Origin of the sequence: Leucobacter sp. MMO-125 (assembly GCF_037148395.1) — a bacterium.
GTDB lineage: Bacteria > Actinomycetota > Actinomycetes > Actinomycetales > Microbacteriaceae > Leucobacter.
Genome location: NZ_JBBCTL010000001.1, coordinates 654,031 through 669,391 on the forward strand (window position 1 = coordinate 654,031; position 15,361 = coordinate 669,391).

Below are 15,361 nucleotides of genomic sequence, written 5' to 3' on the forward strand. Positions count from 1 at the left end.
GGCATCGCCGCCCGCGCACCTCAGACGAAGACCGGCGCGGCACCGGCGAGCCGGCCGCGCATCACCTCAATCGCCTCAGGATTATCGTCGATCAGCATGAAGCGCCGACCCAGCTCCGCCGCCGCCGCACCCGTCGTGCCACTGCCCGCAAACGGATCAAGCACCCAATCCCCCGGCCGCGACGACGCCTGCACCATACGGCGCACCACGCCCAGCGGCTTCTGCGTCGGATAACCCGTGCGCTCACGGCCCGTGGGCGACACAATCGTGTGCCACCACACATCCGTCGGCAGCTTGCCCCGCTCGACCTTCTCGGGCGTCACCAGCCCGGGCGCCATGTACGGCTCGCGATCCACAGCCTCGGCATTGAAGTAAAAGTGATCGGGATGCTTCGCGTAGACAAGAATGTTGTCGTGCTTCGCAGGCCAACGACGCTTCGTACGCGCCCCGAAATCGTAGGCCCAGATGATCTCATTAATGAAGCACTCCGGGCCGAACAGCGCGTCGAGCAGCACCTTCGCATAGTGCACCTCGCGATAGTCAAGGTGTAGGTAGAGGGTTCCGTCGGGGGCAAGCACTCGCCACGCCTCCTCCAGACGAGGCTCGAGAAAATCCCAGTAGTCACCGAAACGATCGTCATAGGCGAGCGTGCGCTCCCGCGTCACCCGATAGCCCTGCCCACGAAACCCCAGCCGCTCCCCGCGCGCAAGCTCAGCCCCGGCCTCGCGATCGGCCTCCAAGCGCGTGCCCCGCACCCGCTCAGCCTGACGCGTGCGGCCGGTATTGAACGGCGGATCGAGGTACACCACCGAGAACGCGCTGCCGGGAAGCCCCCGCAGTATCGGCAGATTATCGCCCGCGGCCACCAGGTCGGGGCCGTCAGCGGTCCAGTGCATCCCCCCAGGGTATCGTGGAGCGCACACCTCACCGAGCGAGCGGAGCCATCATGATCAGACTGGGCATGATCACTGTCGACACGGAAGATCCACGGCCCCTCGCCGCCTGGTGGGCCGAGCGCCTGGGCGGCGAAATCGTGCATGATGCCGAGGGCTGGTTCTGCATCGTGCGCGCACCCGAGGTGCCCGTCGCGCTGGGATTCCAGCGGGTTGAGAAGGTCGCCGCGGGCAAGAACCGCATGCACCTCGACCTCGACCGCAGCGCCGACGTCGACCGCGAGCAGATGGTCGCCGAGTGGGTCGGTGCCGGCGCAGTGCACCTCGGCCGGCGCGGAGAGCAGGGCTTTTCGTGGGACACCTTCGCAGACCCCGCAGGTAACGAGTTCTGCATCGGCGACCCGCACTGAGCCGGGTCCGGCGCTGAGCCTGCGCCCCAACCACTGCGCCGCCAGCCGCCGCGCGGGCAGCCGCGAGGCTAGGGGGTGAGAATCGCCGCGAGCTCCACGGGGTCGAGATCTTCAATGCGCGCGGGCGACCAGCGCGGGTTGCGATCTTTGTCGATCACCTGGGCGCGCACGCCCTCCCTGAAATCGGGGCGCGGCGCCACACGCCCCAGCACCCGCAGGTCATCGGCGAGCACCTCGGCGAGGCCCAGCCCGAGCGTGCGCGTGCGGTCGATCTGCGCGAGCGTCACCGCGACCGAGACCGGGCACATCGCGCGCACCGTCGCGGCGGCGTCAGCAGCTTCGGCTGCACCCGCTCCCCCACCGCCCGCCGCAGTTTCGAGTGCACGCACCAGCCGGAGCGCCGCCCCTGCGGGATCCTCGGACGCGGCCGGGTACGAGCCGCCGAGCGCGGCCTCCACGATCGCCCCCCACCACGCCTGAGCTGCGAGCAGGGGCGCACTCGGGGCCGGGTCGGCGAATCGCGCGCACGCGGCTCCCGGATCCGCACCCCCAGCAAGGGCCTCCCGCAGCGCGTCGAGCCGCTGCGAGGGCACGAAATAGTCTGCGAAGCCCAACGCAATCGCATCACCCGGGCCCATCTCGGCGGCGGTCGCTGCAAGCATCTCCCCCAGACGACCGGGCGCACGCGCCAACAGCAGATGCCCGCCAACATCGGGCACGATCCCAATGCGCGCCTCGGGCATCGCGAGGCGGCTGCGCTCGGTCACCACGCGGTGCTGCACATGCCCCGCCACGCCGATGCCACCGCCCATCGTGATGCCATCCATGATGCTCACCACCGGCACGGGCGACTCAGCGAGGGCGAGATCGAGCCGGTACTCGGTTGCGAGGATGCGCATCGTGTCACCGCCCGAGATCTCCTTGATATCGCCGCCGCCGCAGAAACCCCGCTCACCAGCTCCGTCGAGGAGAATCACGGCGGAACCGTCGCGCTGCGCCGTCGCGAGCGCCGCGCCGATCAGCTCGAACATCTCGAGCGTGAGGGCGTTGATTGCGCGCGGGCGGTTGAGCGTGATGCGCGTCATAGCGCCGTGGCGGCGGGCGATCACGAGGGGTTCGGGGGCAACCTGGGGTGCGTCGGTGCTCATGTCTGCACGGTATCAGGTGGCCTGCGAGCGGGCGGGGAACCCTCCCGCCCAGGATCGGCATCGAGAGGCGGATTTCTCAGCTGTGCGAGCACAGTTACCCGCGAAATCCGCCTCTCGGTGGGGCGGATCCGCCCCCGGCTCTACGGGGTGGGGTGGAGCGCGTCGTACCGCTGGAAGCCACGGGCGGTGCGCAGCAGCACCAGCATGATCACGCAGATGAGCAGCCCGCCCACGAGCGGCGGCGCCCACAGTGCGAACAGCGTCGCAAGACCGCCTGCCACAAGGTCGCCCACGCGCGGCCCGCCGGCAACCACCACATAGAAGAGCCCCTGCATGCGCCCACGCACATCGTCAGGCGCCGCGGCCTGCAGCATCGTGGTGCGGAACACCGCGCTCACATTGTCGGCGGCACCCGCCCCAGCCAGCGCGAGACCCGCCAGCACGATCGCTCCCACATTTGCGGGGATGAACGCATCATCGTCGGTCGCCACCATCGCGATCAGACCCTTGTCGACTCCCAGCGCAGTGAGCAGCAGCACCGTCCCGAAGAGGGCCGTGCACACTCCAAACGCAGCCACGGCGAGCGTCACCGCACGCCCCTGCCGACGCACCGCCCCCAACGGCCCGGAGACGAGGCCACTCAGCAGCGCACCCGCCGCGAACGATGCCGTGAGAATCCCCACGGTCACCGGCCCGCCGCCCAACACAATGGCACCGGCAGCGGGAAACACCACCCGAGGCTGCCCCAGAATCATCGCGATCAGATCCCAGACGAAGGTGGCGCGCACATTCGGCGCACGCCGCAGAAACCGCATGCTGTCGACCACGGAGCCGATCCCGATACCGCGCCGCTCACCGTCAGGAGCGATCCGCGGCAAGCTCATGATCCCAAGAAATGCGCCAGTGAACAGCACCACATCGAGCAGGTAGGTCCATGCGAAGCCCACGCTCGCCACCAGCACCCCGGCCACCGCCGGCCCGACTGTCACCGCGAGCCCCATTGTGATTCCACTCAACGCCGCTGCCGCCGGCAGCAACTGGGTGGGCAGCAGGCGAGGCAGAATCGCACCCTGCGCCGCACCCTTGATCGTCGCCGACGCGGCGTTCACTGCGGCGAGCGCATAGTACGGCCAGGTCGTCTCAACCCCGAGAAAAGCGATCACCGCGAGGGTGCCCGTGCTGCACCACGCCACGATCGCAGTGACGAGCGCAACCGCGCGTCGGTCGAACGCATCGGCGAGCGCACCGCCCACAAAACCCGCGAGGATCATCGGGCCGAGCGCCCACAACGCCACGAACGACACCGCCAGCGTGGAATGGGTGATGTCGTAGATGTGCAGGCTCACCGCCACAATGGTCACCTGCGCGCCGATCTGCGCGATCGAGGTGCCCGTCCAAAGCTTCGCGAAGGCAGGGCTCGCCCGCAGCGGGGTGACGTCGACGAGGAGGCCGCGCAGACCGCGACGCCGGGGAGTTGATTCGTCGGGGTCGTCGCGCACCGGCCCAGCCTATCCGGAGCACAGGCCGGAGCCTGGGCGCCCACAATATGGAATCTGGCGTCAATATGGCATTCGGGGGCGGATCCGCCATATGCACGGCAGATTCCATATCTCCCGCAGATCCAAGATCTCGTTGAGGCGACCGTGCCCAACACCGCCACGCGCTAGGCTCAGGTTCCGTGTTCGACCCCCGCTACGATGACGACCCGCTCGCCAAGATGAAGCCCCGCCGCGGCCCCGTGCAGCGCCGCGAAGTGCCCCTCGCCCGCGGCCTCGTCGTCGAGCACAGCGAGACCGAGTGGTGCGGTGCCGTTGTCGGTGCCCGCGAAGGGCTCGTGCAGCTCGAGGATTTCCGCGGCAAGGTGCGCGCCTTCCCGCTGAGCGACGGCTTTCTCATCGATGGCGAACCCGTGCGGCTCGTGCCGCCGAAGCGCCAGCCATCCGCACGCCAGCGCACCGCCTCCGGCTCGTTCGCAGCCCCGCAGCAGCGCGCGCGAGTCGCCATGCCGAGCCGCATCTTCGTAGAAGGCAAGCACGACGCCGAGCTCGTCGAGCAGGTGTGGGGTGACGATCTGCGGGTCGAGGGCGTGGTTGTGGAGCTACTGCAGGGTGCCGACAACCTTGAGCAGGTGCTGGCCGAGTTCGGCCCGGCTGCGGATCGGCGGGCCGGGGTGCTGCTCGACCATCTCGTGCGCGGCAGCAAGGAAACGCGGATCGCGGAGGCGATCGCGCGGGGGCCGCATGGGGCGCATGTGCTCATCGTCGGCCACCCCTTCGTCGACATCTGGCAGGCGGTGAAACCTGCGCGGGTGGGGCTTGAGGCGTGGCCCGAGATCCCCCGCTCGATCGAGTGGAAGACGGGGATCTGCCGTGCCCTCGGCTGGCCCTCGGACGAGCCCGCCGACATCGCCGACGCCTGGGCGCGCATCAGAGGCCGAGTGCGCAACTTTCGCGACCTCGAACCCGAGCTCGTGGGCCGGGTCGAGCACCTGATCGACTTCGTCACGGTGGGCTGAAACGGCGCAGGCACACAGAATTCGCTGCCGACACACCGCCCAGGCGGAGTATTCTGGAAGGGCGCACGAGGCGAGGAGGCGCTGTGTCGAAACCCGTGTTTCTGATGATGCCCGAGTGGCAAGGATCAGCGTCGTCGCGAGCGATGCAGCTCGCGGAAGGAGCTGAGACGCTGCGCGAAGATCTCCCGTCTGCTGCAACCCGCGAGGTGCCCGTGCCGCTCGAAGCCGGCGACGCGCTCGGCACGCCTGTGGCGCGACTCAGCAGTCTGCTGCGCGCCCGCGATGCGGCGCGCCAGACGATCGGTGAGATCGACGGTGCTCCCCCGGTGATCGTCGGCGGTGATTGCGCTTCGTCATTGGCGGGCCTCGAAGCTGCGGTGCGCGCGCACGGTGCGGATCGCCTCGCGGTGCTCTGGTTCGACGCTCACCCCGATCTGCAGCACCCCAGCACCTCTCCGTCCGGGGCGGCCTCCGGTATGACGCTGCGCCACGCCCTCGGCGACGGCTCGCCCGATCTCGCGAGCGCGACCCCCATCAATCCGGCGCATCTCACCCTGGTCGGCACGCGCGCGATCGACCCGGAGGAAGAGACGGAGATCGAGCGGCACGGCGTGCACCTGCTCGACCCGGTTTCGATCTCGGGTGTCACTGATCCCGGGCAGCCTGCCGATCCAGGCGCGCTCGCCGCCGCGGTGCGGGAGCGTCTTACCGAGTCGAGTGCCGAGCATGTGTACGTGCATGTCGACTTCGATGTGCTCGACCCCGCTGAGTTCTCGGCCGTGCACGAAGCGGTGCCGTTCGGCTTGACCGTCACGCAGCTGACGGCGGCGATCAGGGCGGCTGTGACCGCACTGCCGCTCGCGGGGGCGGCGATCTGCGAGTTCGCGCCGGCGAATGCTTCGGCTGCGGCAGAAGACCTGCCGACGGTGCTGCGGGTGCTTGCGGCGCTCACCTCGGGGTCGGCTCGATGACGGGGGCGGAGCCGACTGAGAGCACGCGGTGGCCGCTCGCACGGCTCGGCTACCTCTACGCCACAGCGGTGGGATTTGTGTGGGCACCGGCGTCGACGGAAACGCACCGCGTTTCCGCAGCCGGTGAAACGCCGCACACGGCGGCGAATACACAACGCACCCCACACCCGCGGTGGCCGCTCGCACGGCTCGGCTACCTCTACGCCACAGCGGTGGGATTTGTGTGGGGTTCCATCTGGAGCACTGGCCGCGTGGAGCGCCACGAGGGGCTGTGGGTGTTCCGTGGCATGCCGCGGTGGACGTTTGGTCGCGGCGGCAGCTGCGTCGGATCGTGCTATCTCACCCACAGCAACGTCTCACCGGCGGTGCTGCGGCACGAACTCGTGCATCGGGAGCAGTGGCGCCGGTACGGTTTCGCGATGCCGCTGCTCTATCTGCTCGCGGGACGCGATCCGCTGCGCAATCGCTTCGAGATCGAGGCCGGTCTTGAAGATGGCGGCTATGTGCGGCGGTCGGCCACGGCGAGACACCGCGCGGGCTGAGACCGCGGGAGAGCGCACTCCGCTCACAGGATGGCGGATCCGCCCCTGTGACCGAAGTTCTCCACATATCGAGGGTTCAGCCAGCACGCTCGTCTGCACAGTGGCAGCATTGGGGATGCATAGAGCAGAATGGAGGTGTGATCGAATTGACTGAACCCCAGGTGTGGGCCCTCATCGGCGTGTTCGCCGCCGCGCTCGTCGGCATGATCACCTTCACCACCCAGGTGATGTGGCGCGCGATCACGGCGCAGTTCGTCTCGTTCAGGGCCGAGATGCAGGCCGAATTCAGCACGTCGCGAGCTGAGCTTGCTGCATCACGAGCCGAGGTGAGCGCTGAGCTTGCCGAGATACGGGCCGAAATCGGATCGCTGCGCACAGAGGTTCGCCACCTCGACCGCGATGTGCAGGCGATCAGCCGCCGGGTGTTTCCCGAGTAGCCGCAACGCGACCCCTACACTGGCGATATGAGCAGCGAAGCCGAGTTTCCGGGTGACGACGAGTTCCGATTCCTCGAGGGCGACGCCGCCCGAGTGCACCGCAGCGCACCGCTGCCCAACGTGGCACGTGTTTCGGTGCCCGTCGCCGAGGGCAGGGCGCTGAGCGGGCTCCACTTCGACGCCCCCGCACCCCCAGAACTCGTCGTACTCCACGGTGCAGGTCTAAACGCTCACAGCTTCGATCCAATGCTGCTCGCTTTCGGCCGCCCGGCACTCTCGCTCGACCTTCCCGGGCACGGTCGCAGCGACTGGCGCAGCGATGCCGACTACCGGCCGCAGCTGCTCGCCGCCGATATCGTCGCGGCGCTCGACGCACTCGCGCCCGAGCCGATCACTCTTCTCGGGCACTCGCTCGGCGGGCTCGCCGCTGCGCTCGTGGCACAGGCAAGACCCCAGTTGGTGCGGCGCCTCGTGATGGTCGACATCACCCCGGGCATCACGCCCGGCGGCAATGCGGGGGCGGTTGTCGAGTTCATCACCGGGCAACGCGACTACGGTTCTGTCGAGGAGATCGTTGATCGCGCGATTCGTTTTGGTATCGGCTCCGACAGGGCCGCTTTGACCCGCGGCGTCACCCTCAACACCCGTCGCCGCCCAGACGGAAGGTTCGAGTGGACGCACCACCTCGCACACCTCGAAGCGATGCCCGGCGCCACTGATGGTGATCCGCACCCCTATGCCGCGATCTGGTCGATCGTGCAGCAGCTCACGGTGCCGGTCACGCTCGTGCGAGCGCAGCGCGGGATACTCAGCGACGCCCTCGCTGCGGAGTGGCAGGAGCACCTGCCCGGCGCCGCGATCATCACCGTGCCCGGCTCGCACAATCTGCACGAGGCAGCCCCCGAGTTGCTCGCCTCGACCGTGCGCGATCTCTCACTCCCAGCCGCAATCGCAACCACCTAGGATGAACCCGTGATCTCCTCACTGCTCCCCATCGAAGGCACCTTCAATTTTCGAGATCTCGGCGGCTTCCGCGCTGACGACGGCCACACCAAGTCGGGAACGCTCTTCCGTTCCGACGCGCTCGCCGCACTGAGCGAGAGAGGCCGCGAGCAGATTGCCGAGCTCTCTGTCACGCGGGTCATCGACCTGCGCGATGACGCCGAGCGCGGCCCGCAGCCCGATCTTGTTCCGGAGAACGCCGCTGTGGTGCCTCACCCCATCTTCCCCGACGTGACGCAGCACATTTCGGCGCAACTCGATATCTACCAGCTCACCGAAATGCTCTACCTTGAGCACGGCGACAGGCTCGCCTCAGCGGTGACGATGCTCGCCGAGCCCGGTGCGACAGTGTTTCACTGCACCGCCGGGAAAGACCGCACCGGCGCAGTCGCGGCGCTCACCCTCCTGGCGGTGGGGGTGGATCGCGACGATGTGATGCACGACTACGCGGCTTCGGAGCACAACCTCAGCGGCGAATGGCGGGCGAAGAATCTCGAGCTCATCAAGCACCTCGGCATCGAGGTCACCCCTGAGCTTGAGCAGTTGCTCGTCGCAACGCCGCTTGCAGCGATCGAGCGCGCGCTCCACGCCGTCGACGAGCGCTTCGGTTCGGTGCGCGACTATCTGCGCGTCAACGACGTCACCGACGCAACCATCGAACGGCTGCACGCGCAGCTCGTCGAGTAGCGGCAGCGCTCAACTGTCGACGCGGAGCCCCCGGAGAATCGCATCGCGCAGGTCTTCGGGGGCGCAGTTCTCGCGCTCTTCTTCGCAGGCGCGGCGCACCACCTCGGTGAGGCGAATGCAGACCGTCTCCTCGTCGCGGCAACCGGGGCAATTCTCGAGGTGCTCGCGGATCGGCGCCGACTCTTCAGCGCAGAGCTCTCCGCGCAGCAGCTCGTAGAGGTTGGCCTTGGCCTTCTCGCAACCGCAATCGCTCATCGCGTCGCTCCCTCTTCTGTGTTCTTGGTCTTCGTGCGGCCGGCCGGCTTCTTCGTCGCACTTCCTGCCGCATTGAGTCCAACGCCCTGCTCGCGCGCGTATTCCCCAAGGGTCTTGCGCAGGCGCGTGCGGCCCCGATGCAGGCGGCTCATCACGGTGCCGATGGGCACTTCGGCAATGTCGGCGATCTCCTGGTAGCTGAATCCTTCGACGTCGGCGAGGTAGACCGCGATACGGAAATCCTCTGGCAGCGCATTGAGTGCTTCGCTCACCACCGCATCAGGCGTGCGGTCGATGGCCTCCGCTTCGGCGGAACGTGCCGACATTGCGGTGGCTGATTCTGCGCCGCCCAGCTGCCAGTCCTCGAGTTCGTCGACAGCCCCGAGATACGGTTCCCGCTGCCGTTTACGGTACGTGTTGATGTAGCTGTTCGTCATGATCCGATACAGCCAGGCCTTGAGATTGGTGCCCTCCTGAAACGACGCGAACGCCGAGAACGCCTTCAGGTAGGTCTCCTGCACCAGGTCTTGCGCATCTTGCGGGTTGCGGGTCATCTTCATCGCTGCCCCGTACAACTGGTCGAGCAGCGGCAGCGCCTCCTGGGTGAAGCGCTGCTCCAGGACCGCCTTGTCGTCGTGCGCCGTGGTGTCAGTCACACCCACGATCCTACGCCTCCCCGCCTGAACCCCGCCCGCACCCCGCCACCCCGCCCTCGCGCGCCCCCGTTCTCTCCCCCGCCCTCCTCCTCCCAGGCCCCGGTCCCACCCCCGACCACCGCAGCTCAGGGCGTGGAGGGAAGCAAGGCTGGAGGGAGAGAGGGGCACGCATGGCGGCGGGGCTGCGCGGTAGACTCGGGGCGATGCTTGAAGCAAAGATGAACCAGGGCAAGGACGGCGACGAGGCCCGCTCGGGCGAAGGCCCGGGCGAGGCTGCTGCACTCTGGGCTGCGCCTGTTGCCGCGGGTGCGCTTGAGGCCCGGGTCGCACTTCCGGGATCGAAGTCGTTGACGGGTCGCGAGCTGATCCTTGCTGCGCTTGCGGATGGGCCTGGCGTGCTGCGCGCTCCTCTGCACTCGCGTGATTCCGCGCTCATGATCGAGGCCCTGCGCGCACTCGGCACGGGCATTGAGGAGGTGCCGTCGCGCAGCGGCACCGATCTGCGCGTGGTACCGGCCACCGAGCTTATGGGGTCGACTAGCATCGGCTGCGGGCTTGCCGGCACTGTGATGCGTTTCGTGCCACCGGTAGCGGCGCTCGCGCTCGGCCCTGTGGCGTTCGACGGTGATCCGTACGCTCGGAAGCGGCCGATGCGCCCGGTGCTCGACGCGCTGCGCGCGCTCGGTGCCGACATTGCTGATGAGGGGCGCGGCGCGCTTCCGTTCACGGTGCACGGCAGCGGATCGCTGCGCGGTGGCCGGGTCGAGCTCGATGCCTCGCTGTCGAGCCAGTTCGTCTCTGCACTGCTGCTCTCGGGCTCGCGCTTCGAGGAGGGCGTGCACGTAGTGCACACAGGCGAGCGGTTGCCGAGCCTGCCGCACATCGAGATGACGATCGAAACCTTGCGGGCGCGCGGCGTCGAGGTCGCATCCCCCGCCTCCGGCGAGTGGGTGGTGGCGCCCGGCCCGATCCGCGCCCGTGATGTGACCATCGAACCTGATCTGTCGAACGCTGCCCCGTTCCTGGCTGCCGCAGTCGCTGTGGGCGGCCGGGTTACCGTGCCAGGCTGGCCGTCAGCGACGACGCAGGTGGGCGATCAGCTGCGTGCGCTGCTGCCCGAGTTCGGTGCGGAGGCGAGCCTCGCCGCTGACGGCTCGCTCACGGTGTCCGGTGACGGCAGGCTCCGCGGGGTGCGTTTGCATGTACCTGAGGCCGGGGAGCTTGCTCCCACGCTGGTGGGGCTTGCGGCGCTCGCTGCGCACGGCTCCGACGGCAGCGACGGCGAGGCCAGCGAGATTACGGGCATCGGCCATATCCGCCACCACGAAACCGACCGCATCGCCGCGCTCGTCGCCGAGATCAACGGGCTCGGCGGTCGTGCGCGCGAGCTTTCCGACGGGATCGCGATCGACCCGGCCCCCCTGCACGGCGGGCTGTGGCGCAGTTACGCCGATCACCGCATGGCGACGACGGGCGCTCTGGTCGGGTTGCGTGTGCCGGGCGTCGAGGTGGAGGACATCGCTTCGACGTCGAAAACGCTGCCGCAGTTTTCCGAGCTGTGGCGGCGCATGCTCGGTCTCGCGCCCGAGGCCGGCGGAGAGCTCGGCCTGGCTGCCCGCACCGTCGAGACCTCCGAGGCCGGCGATCCTCCTCACAGCAGCTTCGTCTTCCCCGATATGAGAGATCTGCTGCGGTAATGAGCTGGCTGATCCCCGACGACGACGAAGACGGCCCGTACGCCGAGTACGCCGATCACGCGGTGCGCCAGCGCCCCAATCCGAAGGCGAACCGGCCGCGCACGAAGCGGCGGCCCGAACACGGCGATGCCGTGGTCGGTATGGTGACGGCGGTGGATCGCGGTCGCTACACGGCGCTCGTCGCCCGCGGAGCCGACCCTGCCGATCCTGCCGAACGAGTTGTGGTGGCGGCTCGCGCCCGCGAGTTGCGCCGCACGCCCATTGTGATCGGCGATCGGGTGCAGCTTGTGGGCGACACCAGCGGCAACGAGGGCTCGCTCGCCAGGATTGTGAGCATTGAGGATCGTCGCACGCTGTTGCGCCGCAGCGCCGACGACAGTGACACCGTTGAGCGGGTGATGGTGGCGAACGCCGACCAAATGCTGATCGTGGTGGCGGCGGCGAACCCTGAGCCGCGGGTGCGTCTCGTGGATCGCTACCTGGTGGCGGCGTACGATGCCGGGATCCGCCCCCTGCTGTGTATCACAAAGACCGACCTTGCCGACCCTGAGCCGTTTCTCGCGTACTTCTCGGCACTTGAGGTGCCCGTGTTCCGGTCGCGTCCGGGCGCGTGGCCGCTCGCCGAGATTCGCGCCTCGCTTGCGGGTCGCACCACGGTGTTCGTTGGCCATTCTGGTGTGGGTAAGTCGACGCTCATCAACGAGCTCGTGCCGGAGGCGGGCCGCGCGACGGGGCACGTCAACGAGGTAACGGGGCGCGGGCGCCACACGTCCTCCTCGTCGGTGGCGTATCGTGCCGACACGCCGGGCTGCCCTGGCGGCGACAGCGGTTGGGTGATCGACACGCCGGGCGTGCGTTCCTTCGGCCTGGGCCATGTCACAAGCGAGGGCATTCTGCGCGGTTTCACCGATCTCGCCGACATCATTGACGCCTGCCCGCGCGGCTGCACGCACCTGGAGGATGCCCCCGATTGCGAGCTCGATGCTGCTGTGGCTGACGGCCGGCTCGACGCCGGTGGTGCGGCGCGTGTGGAGTCGCTGCGACGCCTCCTGAAGTAGCGCGACTAGGCTGGAAGCATGACCGAACGCGTGATTCTCGAGCCCACTCAGCCCGCCCCCGACTTCTCGCTCCTCGATCAGGATGGCGTGCGCCGCTCGCTCAGCGATTTTCGCGGTGAGCAGGTGGTGTTGTTCTTCATTCCTGAGGCGATGACGCCCGCCTGCACGAAGGAGTCGTGCGAGTTTCAGGAGTCGTCGGCATCGCTCGCGGCGGCTGGCTACCGGGTGCTGGGCGTGTCGCGTGATGCTGTGGAGCGGCTGCGCCGCTTCGCCGACCGCGACGGCCTGGAGTACCCGTTCCTCAGCGACCCCGACGCTGCGGTGCATCGCGCCTACGGCGCCTACGGCACCAAGAACAGCTACGGTCGCATCGTCGAGGGTGTGATCCGTTCCACCTTCGTGATCGACGCGGAAGGGCGGATCGCCCACGCGCTGTACAACGTGAAGGCCACCGGGCATGTCGCGCGGGTGCGCAAGCTGCTCGGGCTTGACGCGGCCTGAATGATGCGGTGGGGGGCGGATCGTGATCCGCTCCCCCACCTGCAGGATCGAGTTGCTACTGCCCCTCGCCCGGGTCTGCGCCTGGCTGCAGCGTGGGCCGGGCCAAGATCGAGGCCGCGAACCCTGCGAGGGCGAGTGCGATGAGTGCGAAGCCCAGCCACCAGGGTCCGATGCTGAGTTGCAGGCAGCCGGTGCCTGCGGCGAACAGCAGCACCTGCATGGTGAGCGATGATGCGCGCACCCAGCTGGCGCGTGATTTGGCGGCACCGATGAGGGTGACGGCTACCCAGGCGAAAGCCAAGGCCGCAGTGACAATGAGGCTGAGATTTTGCAGCGGATCGCCTCCGGGGGCGAATGCGCCGACAAGGGTGACGCCGAGCACCCAGACCATGAGTGCGGTTTCGGCTGCCAGCAGCGCCCCCAGCGCCCGCCAGGCAATTTGGGACCGCGGGTGATCAGCAGGTGACGAGGGCATTTCGGGCCTCTTTCCAATCAATTGCAAATACACTATTGATTTGCTTCTACATCCGTGAAACTATATATTCCGTCGAGTTTCGCGCACACTGACGTGAGCATTCTCAGCCACGTTTCAGATAGTTACGGCGCGAGATTCCAGGCAACAGCCTCCAGTGTATTTCGTGTGCGTGCGTTTACAAATGGAGGACACACATGGATTGGCGCGAGAAGGCTGCTTGCCTCACCGTAGACCCGGAGCTTTTCTTCCCGGTCGGCAACACTGGGCCTGCTGTTGAGCAGATCGAGCGCGCAAAGTCGGTTTGCGCTCGCTGCACGGTGACCGAGATGTGCCTGCAGTACGCGATGGACACCGGTCAGGATTCCGGCGTCTGGGGTGGCCTCAGCGAGGATGAGCGCCGCGCCCTGAAGCGCCGCGCCGCTCGCGCGCGCCGCGCCTCCTAATCCCCCCGGCGGCTTTCGAGCTCGCCGTGACAGCCCCCGCTTCGCCGATAGTGTCGGCGGATCGGGGGCTGTCGTCGTTTCGGAGCTCGTGCGGCGGGCTGGCTCTGCATCGAGAACGCACTGTCGTATTGCGATCCCAGACGCATGACGGCCCGGGTTCAACTGAACCCGGGCCGTCAAGGAGGCGTCACTGCAGGCACCGTACAGGTGCCTGCAGTGGCACGATTGGGAGCGGCTAGTCGGTTCCGGAGTCGAAGGCGGCCGACAGGCCGAGCGCGTCGCTCTCCTCATCGATGCCGCCGACCGCGTCGGCGATCTCCGCGGCCCCGCCGACTTCGAGTTCGCCCACGAGTTCGGCGGTTGCGCCGCCGACAAGCCCGAGCTGCGCGTACTGCTCGAGGCGCGCACGCGAGTCGGCGATGTCGAGGTTGCGCATGGTGAGCTGGCCGATGCGATCTTCAGGGCCGAAGGCGGCGCCCACGGTGCGCTCCATCGACAGCTTCTCGGGGTGGTAGCTGAGGTTGGGGCCGGTGGTGTTGAGGATCGTGTAGTCGTCGCCGCGGCGCAGTCGCACGGTGACCTCGCCGGTGATCGCGGACCCGACCCAGCGCTGGAGCGCTTCGCGCAGCATCAGCGACTCGGGGTCGAGCCAGCGGCCCTCGTACATGAGGCGACCGAGCTTGCGGCCGTCGGTGTGGTACGAGGCGAGCGTGTTCTCGTTGTGGATCGCGTTGACGAGGCGTTCGTAGGTGATGTGCAGCAGCGCCATACCGGGAGCCTCGTAGATGCCGCGCGACTTCGCCTCGATGATGCGGTTCTCGATCTGGTCGCTGGCACCGAGGCCGTGACGGCCGCCGATCGCATTCGCCTCGTAGACGAGTGCCACCGGGTCGTCGAACTCGACGCCGTTGATCGCGACGGGGCGGCCGGCCTCGAAGCGCACCGATACCTCCTCGGTGGCCACCTCGACGTCTTCACGCCAGGCAGCGACGCCCATGATGGGCTCGACGATGTCGAGGCCGGCGTCGAGGAACTCGAGCTTCTTGGCTTCGTGGGTGGCGCCCCAGATGTTGGCGTCGGTCGAATACGCCTTTTCGGTGGAGTCGCGGTAGGGGTAGCCGTGGGCGACAAGCCACTCGCTCATCTCCTGGCGGCCGCCGAGCTCTTCGACGAACTGCTTGTCAAGCCAGGGCTTGTAGATGCGCAGCGCCGGGTTGGCCATGAGGCCGTAGCGGTAGAAGCGCTCGATGTCGTTGCCCTTGTAGGTGGAGCCGTCGCCCCAGATGTCGACGCCATCTTCTTTCATGGCGCGCACCAGCAGCGTGCCGGTGACGGCACGGCCGAGCGGCGTGGTGTTGAAGTAGGTCTTGCCGCCCGAACGCACATTGAAGGCGCCGGTCTGCAGGGCAACGAAACCCTCTTCGACGAGTGCGCGCTTTGCGTCCACGTGACGCGCGATCTCGGCGCCGTACTCCTTGGCGCGACCGGCGACACCGTCGATGTCGGGCTCATCGTACTGGCCGATATCGGCGGTGTACGTGCAGGGGATGGCACCGTTCTCGCGCATCCAAGCGACCGCGCACGAGGTATCGAGACCACCGGAGAATGCAATGCCGACGCGTTCGCCGACAGGCAGGGAAGAAAGCACCTTAGACATGCTTCCCATCCTAC

Annotated in this window: 18 protein-coding genes; 11 read left to right on the forward strand and 7 right to left on the reverse strand. The window is 67.9% G+C overall.

Annotated elements, in window-relative coordinates; all coding sequences use genetic code 11:
• Positions 1 to 20 precede the first annotated feature (20 nt).
• A complete protein-coding gene (locus tag WFI54_RS02940) occupies positions 21 to 896 on the reverse strand; it encodes a DNA-methyltransferase (protein WP_336651296.1) in 876 nt (291 codons plus the stop codon).
• Between the two features lie 50 nt (positions 897 to 946).
• On the opposite strand from WFI54_RS02940, the gene WFI54_RS02945 reads away from it, so the two are divergent.
• Positions 947 to 1,303: a VOC family protein gene (locus tag WFI54_RS02945; RefSeq protein WP_336651297.1), complete on the forward strand. Its 357-nt coding sequence runs from the start codon at positions 947 to 949 to the stop codon at positions 1,301 to 1,303.
• Positions 1,304 to 1,371: 68 nt separating this feature from the next.
• Here the strand turns inward: WFI54_RS02945 and WFI54_RS02950 are convergent, their stop codons facing one another.
• A complete protein-coding gene (locus WFI54_RS02950) occupies positions 1,372 to 2,451 on the reverse strand; it encodes an enoyl-CoA hydratase/isomerase family protein (RefSeq protein ID WP_336651298.1) in 1,080 nt (359 codons plus the stop codon).
• A 140-nt stretch (positions 2,452 to 2,591) separates the two neighbouring features.
• Positions 2,592 to 3,950 carry an MFS transporter gene (locus WFI54_RS02955; RefSeq protein WP_336651299.1) on the reverse strand — a complete coding sequence of 453 codons (1,359 nt, stop codon included), beginning with the start codon at positions 3,948 to 3,950 and terminating at the stop codon, positions 2,592 to 2,594.
• Positions 3,951 to 4,129: 179 nt separating this feature from the next.
• Here WFI54_RS02955 and WFI54_RS02960 point away from each other — a divergent pair, with 179 nt between their 5' ends.
• The 6 genes from WFI54_RS02960 to WFI54_RS02985 all read left to right on the forward strand — a co-directional run bounded on the left by WFI54_RS02960 (position 4,130) and on the right by WFI54_RS02985 (position 8,605).
• A complete protein-coding gene (locus WFI54_RS02960) occupies positions 4,130 to 4,966 on the forward strand; it encodes a DUF3097 domain-containing protein (RefSeq protein ID WP_336651300.1) in 837 nt (278 codons plus the stop codon).
• Positions 4,967 to 5,049: 83 nt separating this feature from the next.
• On the forward strand, positions 5,050 to 5,937 hold the full coding sequence (locus WFI54_RS02965) for an arginase family protein (protein ID WP_336651301.1): 888 nt from the start codon (positions 5,050 to 5,052) through the stop codon (positions 5,935 to 5,937).
• 77 nt (positions 5,938 to 6,014) lie between these two features.
• Positions 6,015 to 6,479, forward strand: a complete 465-nt coding sequence (locus WFI54_RS02970; RefSeq protein ID WP_442918451.1) for a Fe-S oxidoreductase — start codon at positions 6,015 to 6,017, stop codon at positions 6,477 to 6,479.
• A gap of 137 nt (positions 6,480 to 6,616) precedes the next feature.
• Entirely contained in the window at positions 6,617 to 6,916 is a 300-nt protein-coding gene (locus WFI54_RS02975) for a hypothetical protein (protein WP_336651303.1), read from the forward strand.
• Between the two features lie 27 nt (positions 6,917 to 6,943).
• Positions 6,944 to 7,879: an alpha/beta fold hydrolase gene (locus WFI54_RS02980; protein ID WP_336651304.1), complete on the forward strand. Its 936-nt coding sequence runs from the start codon at positions 6,944 to 6,946 to the stop codon at positions 7,877 to 7,879.
• Positions 7,880 to 7,888: 9 nt separating this feature from the next.
• Positions 7,889 to 8,605, forward strand: a complete 717-nt coding sequence (locus WFI54_RS02985; RefSeq protein ID WP_336651305.1) for a tyrosine-protein phosphatase — start codon at positions 7,889 to 7,891, stop codon at positions 8,603 to 8,605.
• Positions 8,606 to 8,614: 9 nt separating this feature from the next.
• Here the strand turns inward: WFI54_RS02985 and WFI54_RS02990 are convergent, their stop codons facing one another.
• Entirely contained in the window at positions 8,615 to 8,860 is a 246-nt protein-coding gene (locus WFI54_RS02990) for a zf-HC2 domain-containing protein (protein WP_336651306.1), read from the reverse strand.
• A complete protein-coding gene (locus WFI54_RS02995) occupies positions 8,857 to 9,516 on the reverse strand; it encodes a sigma-70 family RNA polymerase sigma factor (protein WP_336651307.1) in 660 nt (219 codons plus the stop codon). The genes WFI54_RS02990 and WFI54_RS02995 overlap by 4 nt, the downstream gene beginning before the upstream one ends.
• A gap of 203 nt (positions 9,517 to 9,719) precedes the next feature.
• On the opposite strand from WFI54_RS02995, the gene aroA reads away from it, so the two are divergent.
• The 3 genes from aroA to WFI54_RS03010 are packed head-to-tail and all read left to right on the forward strand — an operon-like array spanning position 9,720 to position 12,772.
• A complete protein-coding gene (gene aroA, locus WFI54_RS03000) occupies positions 9,720 to 11,213 on the forward strand; it encodes a 3-phosphoshikimate 1-carboxyvinyltransferase (protein WP_336651308.1) in 1,494 nt (497 codons plus the stop codon).
• Positions 11,213 to 12,271, forward strand: a complete 1,059-nt coding sequence (gene rsgA / locus WFI54_RS03005) for a ribosome small subunit-dependent GTPase A (protein WP_336651309.1) — start codon at positions 11,213 to 11,215, stop codon at positions 12,269 to 12,271. The genes aroA and rsgA overlap by 1 nt, the downstream gene beginning before the upstream one ends.
• 18 nt (positions 12,272 to 12,289) lie before the next feature.
• Positions 12,290 to 12,772 carry a peroxiredoxin gene (locus WFI54_RS03010; protein ID WP_336651310.1) on the forward strand — a complete coding sequence of 161 codons (483 nt, stop codon included), beginning with the start codon at positions 12,290 to 12,292 and terminating at the stop codon, positions 12,770 to 12,772.
• Between the two features lie 55 nt (positions 12,773 to 12,827).
• Here the strand turns inward: WFI54_RS03010 and WFI54_RS03015 are convergent, their stop codons facing one another.
• Positions 12,828 to 13,247, reverse strand: a complete 420-nt coding sequence (locus WFI54_RS03015) for a hypothetical protein (protein ID WP_336651311.1) — start codon at positions 13,245 to 13,247, stop codon at positions 12,828 to 12,830.
• Positions 13,248 to 13,441: 194 nt separating this feature from the next.
• Here WFI54_RS03015 and WFI54_RS03020 point away from each other — a divergent pair, with 194 nt between their 5' ends.
• Complete coding sequence (locus WFI54_RS03020) at positions 13,442 to 13,690, forward strand: WhiB family transcriptional regulator (RefSeq protein ID WP_017884807.1); 249 nt, start codon at positions 13,442 to 13,444, stop codon at positions 13,688 to 13,690.
• A gap of 235 nt (positions 13,691 to 13,925) precedes the next feature.
• Here the strand turns inward: WFI54_RS03020 and argG are convergent, their stop codons facing one another.
• Entirely contained in the window at positions 13,926 to 15,347 is a 1,422-nt protein-coding gene (argG, locus tag WFI54_RS03025; protein WP_336651312.1) for an argininosuccinate synthase, read from the reverse strand.
• Positions 15,348 to 15,361: the final 14 nt, after the last annotated feature.

What these genes read in the sequence shown, in the direction of transcription:
- WFI54_RS02940 (WP_336651296.1), bottom strand. Translation starts at nt 896, where the DNA reads ATGCACTGGACCGCTGACGGCCCCGACCTGGTGGCCGCGGGCGATAAT.
- WFI54_RS02945 (WP_336651297.1), top strand. Translation starts at nt 947, where the DNA reads ATGATCAGACTGGGCATGATCACTGTCGACACGGAAGATCCACGGCCC.
- WFI54_RS02950 (WP_336651298.1), bottom strand. Translation starts at nt 2,451, where the DNA reads ATGAGCACCGACGCACCCCAGGTTGCCCCCGAACCCCTCGTGATCGCC.
- WFI54_RS02980 (WP_336651304.1), top strand. Translation starts at nt 6,944, where the DNA reads ATGAGCAGCGAAGCCGAGTTTCCGGGTGACGACGAGTTCCGATTCCTC.
- WFI54_RS02990 (WP_336651306.1), bottom strand. Translation starts at nt 8,860, where the DNA reads ATGAGCGATTGCGGTTGCGAGAAGGCCAAGGCCAACCTCTACGAGCTG.
- aroA (WP_336651308.1), top strand. Translation starts at nt 9,720, where the DNA reads ATGCTTGAAGCAAAGATGAACCAGGGCAAGGACGGCGACGAGGCCCGC.
- rsgA (WP_336651309.1), top strand. Translation starts at nt 11,213, where the DNA reads ATGAGCTGGCTGATCCCCGACGACGACGAAGACGGCCCGTACGCCGAG.
- WFI54_RS03010 (WP_336651310.1), top strand. Translation starts at nt 12,290, where the DNA reads ATGACCGAACGCGTGATTCTCGAGCCCACTCAGCCCGCCCCCGACTTC.
- WFI54_RS03015 (WP_336651311.1), bottom strand. Translation starts at nt 13,247, where the DNA reads ATGCCCTCGTCACCTGCTGATCACCCGCGGTCCCAAATTGCCTGGCGG.
- WFI54_RS03020 (WP_017884807.1), top strand. Translation starts at nt 13,442, where the DNA reads ATGGATTGGCGCGAGAAGGCTGCTTGCCTCACCGTAGACCCGGAGCTT.
- argG (WP_336651312.1), bottom strand. Translation starts at nt 15,347, where the DNA reads ATGTCTAAGGTGCTTTCTTCCCTGCCTGTCGGCGAACGCGTCGGCATT.